Source organism: Arthrobacter sp. STN4, from assembly GCF_024539665.1.
GTDB lineage: Bacteria > Actinomycetota > Actinomycetes > Actinomycetales > Micrococcaceae > Specibacter.
Genome location: NZ_JAKZGX010000005.1, coordinates 136,893 through 149,312, shown reverse-complemented (window position 1 = coordinate 149,312; position 12,420 = coordinate 136,893). Strand labels below are relative to the sequence as shown.

The 12,420-nt window shown below is 66.7% G+C and carries 10 protein-coding genes; 2 read left to right on the top strand and 8 right to left on the bottom strand.

Annotation, left to right across the window (positions count from 1 at the left end; genetic code table 11):
• Positions 1-113: 113 nt before the first annotated feature.
• The 7 genes from MMF96_RS06135 to MMF96_RS06105 form a co-directional block, all read right to left on the bottom strand.
• Positions 114-518: a PIN domain-containing protein gene (locus tag MMF96_RS06135; protein WP_256882920.1), complete on the bottom strand. Its 405-nt coding sequence runs from the start codon at positions 516-518 to the stop codon at positions 114-116.
• Positions 515-793, bottom strand: coding sequence for a type II toxin-antitoxin system VapB family antitoxin (locus tag MMF96_RS06130; RefSeq protein ID WP_256882919.1), 279 nt, complete (start codon positions 791-793; stop codon positions 515-517). The genes MMF96_RS06135 and MMF96_RS06130 overlap by 4 nt, the downstream gene beginning before the upstream one ends.
• A 107-nt stretch (positions 794-900) precedes the next feature.
• Positions 901-2,259, bottom strand: a complete 1,359-nt coding sequence (locus MMF96_RS06125; RefSeq protein WP_256882918.1) for a hypothetical protein — start codon at positions 2,257-2,259, stop codon at positions 901-903.
• On the bottom strand, positions 2,259-3,500 hold the full coding sequence (locus tag MMF96_RS06120) for a sulfate adenylyltransferase subunit 1 (RefSeq protein WP_256882917.1): 1,242 nt from the start codon (positions 3,498-3,500) through the stop codon (positions 2,259-2,261). Before MMF96_RS06120 ends, MMF96_RS06125 begins: the two co-directional genes overlap by 1 nt.
• Positions 3,500-4,423, bottom strand: a complete 924-nt coding sequence (gene cysD / locus MMF96_RS06115; RefSeq protein WP_256882916.1) for a sulfate adenylyltransferase subunit CysD — start codon at positions 4,421-4,423, stop codon at positions 3,500-3,502. Before cysD ends, MMF96_RS06120 begins: the two co-directional genes overlap by 1 nt.
• Positions 4,424-4,454: 31 nt before the next feature.
• Positions 4,455-5,273 (bottom strand): 3'(2'),5'-bisphosphate nucleotidase CysQ, encoded by an 819-nt coding sequence (locus MMF96_RS06110; RefSeq protein WP_256882915.1) that lies wholly within the window; start codon positions 5,271-5,273, stop codon positions 4,455-4,457.
• The gene (locus MMF96_RS06105) at positions 5,273-6,793 is read right to left on the bottom strand and encodes a sugar transferase (RefSeq protein ID WP_256882914.1); all 1,521 of its coding nucleotides are present in this window, start codon (positions 6,791-6,793) and stop codon (positions 5,273-5,275) included. The genes MMF96_RS06110 and MMF96_RS06105 overlap by 1 nt, the downstream gene beginning before the upstream one ends.
• 500 nt (positions 6,794-7,293) lie before the next feature.
• On the opposite strand from MMF96_RS06105, the gene MMF96_RS06100 reads away from it, so the two are divergent.
• The gene (locus tag MMF96_RS06100) at positions 7,294-8,265 is read left to right on the top strand and encodes a sulfite exporter TauE/SafE family protein (RefSeq protein ID WP_256882913.1); all 972 of its coding nucleotides are present in this window, start codon (positions 7,294-7,296) and stop codon (positions 8,263-8,265) included.
• Entirely contained in the window at positions 8,255-9,595 is a 1,341-nt protein-coding gene (cysC, locus tag MMF96_RS06095; protein WP_256882912.1) for an adenylyl-sulfate kinase, read from the top strand. The genes MMF96_RS06100 and cysC overlap by 11 nt, the downstream gene beginning before the upstream one ends.
• On the opposite strand, the gene MMF96_RS06090 is transcribed toward cysC, so the two are convergent.
• On the bottom strand, positions 9,558-12,275 hold the full coding sequence (locus tag MMF96_RS06090; RefSeq protein ID WP_256882911.1) for a LuxR family transcriptional regulator: 2,718 nt from the start codon (positions 12,273-12,275) through the stop codon (positions 9,558-9,560). The genes cysC and MMF96_RS06090 overlap by 38 nt on opposite strands.
• Positions 12,276-12,420 lie beyond the last annotated feature (145 nt).

The window sequence follows — 12,420 nt, the reverse complement described above, 5'->3', positions numbered from 1 at the left end:
TCGTTGAGATTGCGGAGCACTTTGGTACCGGGGTAAAGGTACGGGTCGACGAACTCAACCCTGGCCGCCTACTACCGGACATAACCGCATCTGCCGGCGTGATCCACCAGGACTCATGCAGCGATGTATTCCTGGCGGACGATTCCGCCCGTGGCTTTTTCGATGTAGCCGAAATCCTGGTCAGAATTCAGGACAACGGCGTCGTTGGCAACGGCGTAGGCGGCGATCAGACAATCAAATGCAGCTGCAGCACGCATCAGCCCGTTGTCCCACAGGGCCTGCTGAATATCCAGTACAGATTTTTCGCTGGGGTGCTTCCAGGCAGCCAGGAGTTCGTCCATGTCTTCCCTGAGCTCGCGGTACTCCGCGGCGGATCGCGCAGAGTGGCAGTACTCCAGCACCTGGGGCGGGCAGGTGATGATGAGGTGCTGGGGGGAAAGTTCCCTGAGCCGCTTGGCGACGGCTGTGCTACCTGCGGCTTTTTGCCACACGCTGTTGTCGACCAAGTAGATCGTCACAATGAATCTCGTTGAACGGGAGCTGAGCTCTGTCCAGCTGGCGGCGCCGACTTTGCTTCAGAGAGCGCTTCAGCGGGAGGGGTGATCGTTGGCGCGTCGATCTGGCTCGGCTCGAACCGTCGGGCAATGATGCGTTCAATGGCGGCAGGCTGCCGGCGCACCGCAATCAGGGTCCGCAGGGCGAGATCAACAGTCTCACGATTCGAGGTGGTCCCGGTCAGCTGTTTGGCCTGCTGGAGTTCGTCTCGGTCGATGTCAATTGAGGTGATGGCCATGGTGCCTCCTTTGGCTTATATAGATGACTATATAAGAAGGTGCATGGAGTTGTACAGGTTACTGACCGCCCCCGCACTCGGCCGGGTTTGCGCTGGTTGCGGATGAACTACTGGATGGTCTCAATGGTGGCCCCGCCACTGGATACTGCCATGCACGACGGGGACCAGAAATCTGTTCCGGGATGGATGTACGGGTCGACGAACCGCCCGCTTTCCTGCGACATCAGCCAGCGACTGCCTTCCCAATCAGCCCTTGGGGCGACCAATGCCCTCCACGCAGCGGCCGAGGGTGCGTCTACCAGGCGGTAGTCGCCACTGCCCACTGCCGAGTCCCAGTACGTCACAAATACCGCTTCATTGTCCAACACGAACGCCCCAACCTTTGTCAGCCATGCGGCGCGGCCCACTCCGGATGGATCAGTCGGGATCAACCGGCTGCCCGTCTCCGCAACGGCATAGGGCTTGTTGACCGACTTCGAGGCAGCCACCGAGGGGCCAAAGACCAGACCCGGGTCAGGGTAGCTTAAGGGGCCCGCCACACTGCCGGCGTCGTTATGGGCGTCCCAGGCCGTAACGTCGATATAGTCCCCGCCCGGGTAATAGTCCAGCCAATAGAGCCTCGAGTCGGGATTGGCAGTCCATCCCATGAGGATCAGGGTCGAGTGCAGCCGCGGATTGTTGGCCTGCCTTGACAGGCCCGCGATCCGCCGCCAGGCAGCCCGGTATTGCGCTGTGGTGAACTGCCCTTGGCTGACGCGCGCTTCCGGCTCATGAATATAGGACCAGTACGTCTCGGTCGTGGCGGGTGCCTGCCTGAACCAGTCGAGAAGCTGCTCGTCATAAGTGCCCGCCAGGACGTCGGCCGGCGGGGGCTGGAAGGAGATGATGAGGGATCTTCCCGCCAAGGGCTCCATGCTCTCCCAGCTTGCCGGGAGCAGGTCATCGAACTTGCGCACGGCACCCAAAGTGCCGAAGCGGGCCTCTTCACGCGCCAGCGCCATGGGGAGCGATCCGCACGAGGAGGACATTCCCAGGCTCGATCCGAAAACTGTCCGGCTGGCGGCCACGGGAGCAGGGGCGGCGCCGGGGATTTGCCTCATGGAAACTTCGTCGACGATGAGATGTTGCCCCGGTTTCAGTCCCCAGGACACCACACCCACGTCCACGGCCGGGCCGTCCACGGTGCTGGAATAAGTGAACTTCACGTGGGCCCAGGACGTGCCGGCCAGGTGGAAGGACCTGCCGGTGATGGTCCGGGCGCCGTTGCTTTGCGTAACCCGGAGCTGTCCGGTGATACCGGGGGTGTCGGTGCGCACCCACGCGCTGGGCGCATCATGGCTCCGCCAGCCCGAGGTGCCATTTTCCATGCCGCCGTTGACCACAATTTCGGCGGGTGCAGCGTGCCCGGGGAGTAGTGCGGCGGCGACCATCCACAAGGCCAGGACCAGCATCCGTCCGCCGGCCACTACACCACCATGCCCGCACCCACGGTCCTGTTGGTCCTCTCGTCCACCAGGACAAAGCCGCCGGTTTCCCGGTTCCGGCCGTACGGGTCAGCGAGCAGGGGTGTGGTGGTGCGCATCCTGATCCGGCCAATCATGTTCAACGCCAGCTCCCCGGCCGCTTCATTGCGGTGCAGCGAATTGATGTCCAGCTCATAGAACAGTTCCTTGACGAAGGCGCGCGTCCGGCGGGTGGTGTGCTTCACGGCATATTTTTGTCCGGGCCGCAGCGGCTCCTCACCCATCCACGCCACCATGGCGTCGATGTCCTGGGTGACGGCCGGCTGGTTGTGGGGCCGGCAGATCATGTCCCCGCGGGAGATGTCGATGTCATCCTCCAGCCGGACCGTCACCGACATCGGCGCGAACGCCTCCTGAAGCGATGTGCCGCCGAAGTCGATCGCGGCGATCCGGGACGGCAGCCCGCTGGGCAGGACAACGACGTCGTCGCCCACCTTCATGACGCCGCCGGCAATCCGGCCCGCATACCCACGGTAGTCGTGGCAACGGTTGGAATGCGGCCGGATCACGCATTGCACGGGAAACCTGCCGTCCACCAGGTTCCTGTCGCTGCCCACGTACACGTTTTCCAGATGGTTGAGCAGCGGCGCGCCTTGGTACCACGGCATGTTTTCAGACCGGGCCACCACGTTGTCCCCGGTCAGGGCCGAGACGGGAATGGTGGCCAGGTCGGGGATTTCCAGCTTCGCCGCAAACTCGATGAACTCCCGGCGGATGTCCTCATACACGTCCCGGTCCCACCCCACGAGGTCCATCTTGTTGATGGCCAGGACCAGGTGGGGCACCCGCAGCAGTGAGACGAGGAAGGCGTGCCGGCGGCTCTGCTCAACGAGGCCCTTCCGCGCGTCGACCAACACTATGGCGAGGTCCGCCGTGGACGCCCCGGTGACCATGTTCCTGGTGTACTGGATGTGGCCGGGGGTGTCCGCCACGATGAACTTGCGCCGGGCGGTGGCAAAATACCGGTACGCCACATCGATCGTGATGCCTTGTTCCCGCTCGGCCCGCAGGCCGTCCGTCAGCAGCGCCAGCTCGGTGTACTCGGCCCCCATGCCGGCGCTGGCCCGTTCGACGGCGTCGAGCTGGTCGGTGAAGATCGACTTGGAATCGTACAGCAGCCGCCCAATGAGCGTGCTCTTCCCGTCGTCCACCGATCCGGCCGTGGCAAACCTGAGCATGTCCATCAGAAATACCCTTCTTTCTTCCGGTCTTCCATGGCCGCCTCGCTGAACCTGTCGTCCCCCCGGGTGGCACCGCGTTCTGTGATCCGGGTGGCGCTGATTTCGGCAATGATTTTTTCCACCGTGTCCGCGTCGGAAAGCACCGCTGCGGTCAGCGTGGCGTCGCCCACGGTCCTGTACCGCACGTTCCTGACCGACGTCGGCTCGTCCTCGGCGGGCAGGCAGAAACGGTTGGCCGCAAACCACATGCCGTTCCGTTCGAAGACCGCCCGCCGATGCGCATAGTAGATGGGCGGGACGGCAATGTCCTCCTGGGCGATGTAGTCCCAGACATCGAGTTCGGTCCAGTTGGACAACGGGAAAACACGCATGCTCTCGCCGATGTGCACCTGCGCGTTGAAGAGGTTCCACAGCTCGGGACGCTGGTCCTTGGGGTCCCATTGGCCGAATTCATCCCGGAAGGAAAAGATCCGTTCCTTGGCGCGGGCCTTTTCCTCATCTCGCCGCGCACCGCCCATCAGCGCGTTGAAGCCATTTTTGGCTGCCGTTTCCAGCAGCACGGGCGTTTGGATCCGGTTCCTGGAACCGCTGCGGTCCTCATGGACAACGTTCCTGTCGATGGCGTCCTGCACGGAGCCCACCACCAGGTTGACCCCGTACGTGGCAACGCACACGTCACGGAACTGCAGGACCTCGGGAAAATTGTGCCCGGTGTCAATGTGCAGGACCGGGAAGGGAATGGCCTGCGGCGCGAAGGCCTTGGCCGCGAGGTGGAGCATCACAATCGAATCCTTGCCGCCGGAGAACATCATGGCCGGGCGCTCCACCTCCGCCACCACTTCCCGGATGATGTAGACGGCCTCCGCCTCCAAGACCTGCAGCTGGGATTGGTGCCGGCTCGGGCCCGCGTCGAAAGCATGGTTCACGTCTTGCTCCTGTCCCCCGGGGAGGGTTTCACTAGTCGGTGTCGTGGTTCGTCCAGGCAAGGGCATGCAGCATCAGGGCGGCAACGTCCTGGTGGCAGAGCAGCAGGTCCGGCAGGTACGGCACCGCCTGGTTGTACAGCAGCGCCGAGCCGTTCATCCTGCTGGCGTGCATGCCGGCCTCGCGTGCGGCAAACACCGGCGCTGCCGAATCCCATTCGTACTGCCCGCCGGCGTGGACGTACGCGTCCGCTTCACCCGTGGTGACCAGCCAGGCCTTGTACCCGGCCGAGCCCATGGGCAGCAGCTCGGCATCGAGATATTCGGCAAGCCGTTCGGCACAGTCCGGCGGCCTGGTGCGGGAGACCGCGATGCGCAGGCGGTCCCTGCGGCCGCCGCCATGAATGGGCTGACGGTGGCCGTCGCCAATCATGCAGCCTTCGCCGGGCACGGCCACGGCGCCCGCCACGAGCTGTCCGCTTTCCCACAAGGCCACGTGGACGGCCCAGTCCGGCCTCCCTTCGGAGAACTCCCTGGTCCCGTCCAGCGGGTCGATGATCCAGACCCGGCCGGCCGAGAGCCGCTCCGGGCTGTCCGCCGCTTCCTCGGAGAAGATGGCGTCACCCGGGCGCTCCCGCCGCAGCGCGGAGTCCAGGAATTCCTGGGACATCGCGTCGCCCTTGTCCTTCAGCGCCCGGCCGGACAAGTGGCTGGCGGCAGCGTGCTCCTGCAGCTGCACCAGCAGCTCGCCGGCGTCGCGCGCCAGGCTGACGGCAAGCGCCTGGTCCTGGCAGGTGCGCAGCGTCACCGGGACCCGTGTGCCAGGGTCCTTCACCAGCTGGTGGACAGCCATTAGTACGCCCCCTTCGGATTCACGAGCATCCTGGCCGTGCGGAGGAGGATCAGCAGGTCCCCGGCCAATGACCAGTTTTCAACGTAGTAAAGGTCCAGCCGGACGCTGTCCTTCCAGTTGAGTTCAGAGCGGCCGTTGACCTGCCACATGCCGGTCAGTCCCGGCTTGATGTAGAGCTTGCGCCGCACGGTGGCCTCGTAGGTGTCAACCTCGCGGGCCAGGGCCGGGCGGGGGCCAACAAGGCTCATGTCCCCCATCAGCACATTCCATAATTGCGGCAGCTCGTCCAGGGAGTATTTGCGCATCCACCGGCCCACCCGGGTGACCCGGGGATCGTCGCGCAGTTTGAACATGGGGCCGGAAGCTTCATTGCCCGCCAGCAGCCCGGCCAGGTCGGCCTCGGCCGTCGGGACCATCGACCTGAACTTGTAGATGATGAATTTCCCGCCGGTGCGCCCAATGCGTTCCTGCCGGAAAAACACGCTGCCGGGGCTGTCGTGGCGGATCAGGATGGCCAACACGGCAAAAAGGGGCAGGAGCGCCACCAGCGCAGCGGCGGAAAGCACCACGTCCAGGAGGCGCTTGAGTACATGCTTGGGTCCCGTGTACTGGGGAAGTTCCACATGCATCAGCGGCAGGCCCTCCACCGGGCGCGCATGGATCCGCGGGCCGGCCACGCTGGTCAGCCCCGTGGCCAGGACCAGCTCGGTGGCGGATCCTTCCAGGTCCCAGCCCAGCCTTTGGAGGAACTTGCTGCCCCGGTTCACGGGCCCGGCCACAATCACGGCGTCAGCGTTGAGCCGCTCCACGGCCTTGACCGCGGTCAGGATCGAGGCCACGACAGGTATGCCCTGGCCGCCCACCTCCAGGAATTTTTTTCGGTTCCCCTCCGGCAGGGCGGCCCCGATGACCTCGTAGGCGGCCCCGGACTTTTTCTGGATTTGCCCGATCACATATTCCACGTCACCGCGGCGGCCCAGGACAATGACGCGGGAGAGGAAGTGGCCAAACTGCCGTTGCCGGGTCAGCCACTGCCGCAGGCCCCAGCGAGAGACAAGGAGCCCGGCAATGCCCAGCGGAAGCGCCAGGCCAATGTAGCCCCGGGCCACTTCGAGCTCAAACGCGAGCGCCAGCATGGCCATGGTGCCCAGCACGGACACCGTGGCCGAGGTGACCCGCCGGTACTCATCCAGCCCGATCCCCACCACGCGGGCATCGCGGCTGCGGTAGGCACTGAGGATCGCCAGCCACAGGACGGCCACGGCGAAGGACAGGTGCACGTAGTCGACCTTCAGCGGGCCGAGGACCATGTGGCCGCCGGCGGCGCCAAACCGCAGGAATGACGCCAGCAGCAGGACGGCGGCCAGCACAATGATGTCTGAGGCCCACAGCAGGTACCGGTAGCGTGCGGCCCAGGGGGCCCCGGACTCGCGGGCAGTGGATCGGAGGCCGGCCGGGTGTTGTGCCCGACCGGTTTTTTCCTGGGCAGCCGCATCAGCGGGGCCGTCCAGGGGGCTCAAGGCAGTCCCCTGGGATCTGAGACGGTGAAACGGGGGACCGGCGACGGCTGGGGGAAAGCCTTGGTCTCAGAAGGCTTTTCCGCCGCCGGCCCCGACCTGGGGAGCAATCCATCCACCGGGAGGTATTTCCCGGGATGAACGGCTCGGGTGCGGGGATCGCGAATCAGGGCCGCGAAGGGGATGGATTGGGGCGTCTGCCAATTGTGGTTCCAGTTGCCAGACAGCATTCCCAAGACCCCCTGAGACCCGACGATTCGTATCGAAAAGTTGCTATGGCTCAACGCTATTGCGGCCTGCCGCGCTGCACACGCGTAGCCTTCACTCGACTTCAGCCCGGCTGCTACGCGGACGGCATGCGGGACTACTTGCTTCGCTCCCGCCGTCCACCGATTGCCGCGTGGGTGCCCCCGGCAGGGGCCCGGGCCCCTCGTGCCCACCACTCGGGAGCGGCAAAAATTACGCATTTCCGGTGCCCGGCCGGGCTGGCACAATCTCCGGATATGGACATCTGGATGGGAGCCGCCGCCTTCGGTGTGGGGATCGTCGTCGGCCTGACCGGCATGGGAGGCGGGGCATTGATGACGCCGGCCCTGGTGCTGGTTTTTGGCGTGCCCCCGCTGGCTGCCGTGTCCAGCGACCTGGTGGCCAGTGCCGTGATGAAACCCGTGGGCTCGCTGGTGCACCTGCGCCGCAGGACGGTGAACCTGGAGCTGGTCAAGTGGCTGGCGGCGGGTTCCGTGCCGGCGGCGTTTGGCGGCGTCCTCATCCTGAAGTGGATGGGTCCGGGCGACGCCGTGCAGGACGGTGTGCGCAACGCCCTGGGCGGCGCCTTGCTGCTTTCCGCGACGCTGTTGGCCGTCCGTTCCTACCTCAAGCTGGTCCAACGGTCCGCGGCACGCCCGGGCCCGCCGGCGTCGGACGCGCCCCCGCGCCTTCGTCCCCGGCCGGTGCCCACCGTGTTGCTGGGCATGCTTGGCGGCGTGGTGGTGGGCATGACCTCCGTGGGTTCCGGATCCATCATCATCATCGGCCTGATGGCGCTGTACCCGGCCATGAAGGCCAGCCAGCTGGTGGGGACGGACCTGCTTCAGGCCGTCCCGCTCGTGGCTGCGGCCGCCCTGGGGCACACCCTGTTCGGGGACCTGGACCTGGCCCTGACCGTTCCCCTGCTGTTGGGCAGCATCCCGGGCGTGTACCTGGGGGCCCAGCTCTCCAGCAGGCTGTCCGGCGGGATCATCAGGCGGGCCCTGGCGTTTGTGCTGCTGGCCTCCGGGCTGAAAATGCTTGATTTTCCCGACCAGGCCACGGCGATCGCGCTGGCACTGCTGCTGCTTGCGGCCCCGCTGGCGTGGATGGCGGTGCGCCGCCGGCACGGCCTGCCGGCCCTGGCCACCACGGAGAACCGACGACGCCGGGCGGCCGCTGTCGGCACCGGCCCGGCGGAAGGGGGCACTGCCCACCATGGCGACTGAACAATCCGGGGCCCCCGCTGCCGTGCTGGCCCTCTCCGGCGCACGGCTCGATGAACTGGAACTGCTCACCGGCGGGCTCCTGGCCCCGGCCGACGGCTACTGCCTGCCGCACGCCGTCCCCGGCCACTGGCCCGCACCGCTCACCCTCGCCGTCCCGCCGGACCTGGGGCGCGACGCCGTTGCCCGGGGCTGGCTGCTGGTGGGCGACCCCGACGGGACACCGCTGGCCCGCCTGGGCGTGGAGGGTTCGCAGGCCTCCGCCGACGGCAGCTCCCTGTACCTGGCCGGCCGCCTGGCGGGCCTGCGCAGCGCCGAGCACCCGCCGGCCCGCAGGCTGCGCGTGACCGGGCCCCTGCACGCCATGGGACCTGGCCGTCCCGGGACCGTCGCTGCCGTGTTCTCCGAGACGCCCCGGCCGTGGCAGCTGGCCGAGGCCATGTCCACGGCATTGCGCGCCAAGTCCGTTCTCTGGCTCATCGCCCTCTGCGGACCGCAGCCGCACGGCCGGTACACCGTTGCACCGCTGCTGCACGAACTCGAATCCGCGGCAGCCCACATCGACGGGGCCCGGACAGGCCTGCTGGTGCTGCCCGCGGACCCGGTGGGCCCTTCCCCTCAGGACCGGGTGCTGAGGAAACAGGTGTTGGCCAACCTGGGGGCGGACCACACCCTGGACTGCACGGTTGCCGGTTCGACGCCCGGCCGGTCCCGGACCGGCGTCGGGAACCGGCACGACGGCGGCACCCCGGCACCGGCCGGCACCGTGGTGTTCCTGACCGGCCTTTCCGGTTCGGGCAAGTCAACCGTGGCCCGCGCCTTGGCGGAGCGGCTGCAACGGCACGCACCGTCACCGCCCATACTGCTCGACGGCGACGACGTGCGCAGGATCCTTTCGCCGGGGCTCGGCTTCTCCCGGGGCGAGCGGGAGGCCAACATCCACCGGATCGGCTGGGTGGCGTCGCTGGTCGCGGCCGCGGGCGGGCTGGCCATTTGCGCCCCGATTGCCCCTTTTGACGAAACGCGCAGGCAGGTGCGGGCCATGGCGGAGGGCGTGGGCCGGTTTGTGCTGGTGCATATTTCAACGCCCCTGCCGGTATGCGAGGCCAGGGACCGGAAGGGCCTGTATGCCATGGCCCGGCGCGGCGAGGTCCGGGACTTCACCGGGATTGATTCGCCGTACGACCATCCGCAGGATGCCGACCTTCACCTGGACACGAGCCGGATCACGGTTGGGGAGGCGGTGGAGCAGATCGTGCGGCTGCTCCAGGGCCCGGCCGGCGCAGCCCGTCAGGCTACTCCAGGGCCGCCCGCAGCTCGTTGCGGGACGTGACCCGCAGTTTCGAATAGACCTGGTACAGGTGGCCCTCCACGGTCCGGACCGAAATGTGCATCTTGGCCGCGATTGCCTTGTTGCTTTCCCCGGAGGCAGCCTCGGCGGCAATCTCCTGTTCCCGGACGGTCAGCACCTGGCCGTCTTCGCTCGTGACCCGGACACGGCCCAGCCTGAGCACACCCTCACGGATGAGCTGCTGGGCCAGCCGGCCGCCTTCCCTGTCTGCGTTTTCATTGGCGATCCGCAATGCCGCGCGGGCCACATCACGGGCCAAAAGGTCATCCCCCTGGTTGGCGGCCGCCCCTGCGGCCTCCAACAGCGTGGTGACATTCCTGGCCATGAGGCCCTTGCCAAATGCTTCACAAATCCGTGAGAGCGGGCCTTTCACCCGGCTGGCAACAGCCACCAGCCGTTGCGCACTCACGGCACTGCCCAGCCGCACGGCGGCGTGGCACAACATCATCTCCACGGTGGCCGTACGGAATTGCCGTTCCTGGTCGGCCATGGCCAGCAGCCTCACGATTGCCTTGTCCGCCGAGGACAGCTCGGCCGTGGCCAGCTCCACGAAGTACCTGCACCCCACCCCCACGAGCCGCGACGATGCGGGGGCGGCGGGCACCTCGTTCAAGTGGAGCCAGGCAATGTCGGTGTCCCCCTTCAGCGCATAGGCATACGCGATGGCTGCGCACGCCAGCGCATGGGTCCCCGACTCGCCCAGCTGGGCCAGTTGGCTGGCCACGGGCACCAGGTGTTCCAAGGCCTTGTCCGCCCTGCCGCAGCAGGCGTCCACGAGTCCTTCCGCCAGTTCCTCATAGGCGGTGAAGCGTGCCCCTACGAAAGTACAGGCCGGCGCGCGGGACAGTCCCGGGGTGGGACCCTCGGCCGTCAGCGAGACCACCACGGCGAACATCAGTGCGGAGTCTGAAATCCTGGGAATGTCCCCGGACATGTCCGGAGGCAGCTCGCGGAGTCCAATTTCCTCCGCAACGTTGAAGGCGTCGGTGACCCGCCCGGTGAGGATCCAGGCTCCCACCAGCCAATGCGCGGCCCGGGTGCGCATCCCGCTGCTGCCGTTGCGGTACAGCCGTTCAAGCTCCAGGGCGGCCTCATAGTAGCGGCCGGCGTGCATCAACTGCTTCACCGTCGCCATGGCCAGCTCTTCCCCCAGGAGGCTGGGGACGGTCCCGTCCCCAGCGTTCCCGGGCACATCCCCGCCGGCCGGACCCGCCACTGCTTCCTCGGCGTCGAGCCGCTGCCGGACCTGCTCCAGGATGTCAAAGGGATCGAAGCCGGCATGTTCCTGCCCGCGGGAGAGGCCGCACCGCAGCAGCATCAGCTCCGTCCATTCCGCGAGCGGCAGGTGGCCAAGCTCAAGGTCGGGGTCAAACGCCACACTGCGTGCCTTGGCATATTCGCCCAGGGCCACCAGCGCCCGGACTGTCTCGGTCACCCTGCCGGCCTGCCGCGGACGGCGGGAGACGGTCTTGGCAATCCGCAGTGCTTCGCCGGGAAAGCCGGCCGTGGTGGCGTCATGTGCCGCCGCAATGGCGGCTTCGTCGTCGAGCGGGATGCCGCAGTCGATCGCCCACGCGGCCAGGTCGAAGCTCATGCCGCCCGGCCCCGATGCGCTGTCCATGGATCGCTGGACCATGCCCAGGAGTTCGCGGCTGTGCCCCGTGGGCACCTGCGCGCGAAGCACCTGTTCCATGAGCCGGTTGGCGAGCCTGACCGTGGCTGACTCGTGGTGGTCCACCACCAGATAGCCGCGCTGCTGCAATGAATCGACGTGCTCGCCGTCGCACAGGGCCATCAGTTGGTTCAGCGGCAGCCCCCCGGACAGCGCCAGCAATTCGGCCACCGTGCGCTCCCCCGCGGAAACGGACCGGAAGGCCGCCATGACGGTGTCAATGCTGCCGGGGCCGCAGGCAAAGGGGGCACCCGTGACAATCCAGATCCCCTCCCGCTTGACCAGCGTGCCCGCGGTGACCTGTTCGTGGATGATGACTTCCAGGAACCGGGGGTTGCCCCCTCCCCCGGCCCACAACGCCCGGACTGCCGATTTGGAGACCTTCGCCCCCAGCAGCGCCTCCAGCCATTGCCCCGTTTCCACCTCGGTAAACGCATCCACGTCCACCCGTTTGATGAGCCCGTCCCGCCACAGGCCCACGATCTCGGAAGGCGCCGCGGGAAGCGACTCGCTGGCGGCCAGCAAAAACACCACCCCCGTGGCGGCCAGCTGCGTGATGACCATGGCGGAGCGTTCGTCGGCCTGGTGGATGTTGTCCACAAAGAGGACAATCCTGCGTCCCTTGGCACGGTCCTTGAGAAGCTGCGTCACGCTGCGCAGGACCACCAAGGGGTTGTCGGGCGGCATCTCCCCCAGATCGGCCATGATGGGGTTCAGGGCCCCGAACTCCATCCTGGCGGTGACGGAAGTGCACCGGAGGGACAGCACCAGGACGTCCGGGCCAATGTGCTCAATGATCTCGCGGGCAATGAACGTTTTGCCCACCCCGTAATCCCCCACCAGGATGACGCCGTTGCTCTCCTCGTTGCGGAGCTCTTCAAGGACCGAGTTGACCACGGCGTCGCGGCCCAGCGCAGCCGTGGCACCTTCGACTTCGCTGCCAGGAACAGCCCTTTGACTTCTGGTGCCTGCAAATAATGCAGTAGTCATGTGTGCCACGGGTGAGACCTTCTATTCACTAACAAGAGTCATTTGAATGCCCAATGAATAGACTATGAAGCCGCGGCCGCGTTGACACGAGTGGTCGCTACTCGACTTCCAAGTACTCAGCCCGGCGGCGACGCGCAAGTGTACT

Excerpts from the sequence above, each read along its gene's own strand:
- MMF96_RS06130 (WP_256882919.1), bottom strand. The coding sequence starts at position 793 with ATGGCCATCACCTCAATTGACATCGACCGAGACGAACTCCAGCAGGCC.
- MMF96_RS06120 (WP_256882917.1), bottom strand. The coding sequence starts at position 3,500 with ATGGACATGCTCAGGTTTGCCACGGCCGGATCGGTGGACGACGGGAAG.
- MMF96_RS06110 (WP_256882915.1), bottom strand. The coding sequence starts at position 5,273 with ATGGCTGTCCACCAGCTGGTGAAGGACCCTGGCACACGGGTCCCGGTG.
- MMF96_RS06100 (WP_256882913.1), top strand. The coding sequence starts at position 7,294 with ATGGACATCTGGATGGGAGCCGCCGCCTTCGGTGTGGGGATCGTCGTC.
- cysC (WP_256882912.1), top strand. The coding sequence starts at position 8,255 with ATGGCGACTGAACAATCCGGGGCCCCCGCTGCCGTGCTGGCCCTCTCC.
- MMF96_RS06090 (WP_256882911.1), bottom strand. The coding sequence starts at position 12,275 with ATGACTACTGCATTATTTGCAGGCACCAGAAGTCAAAGGGCTGTTCCT.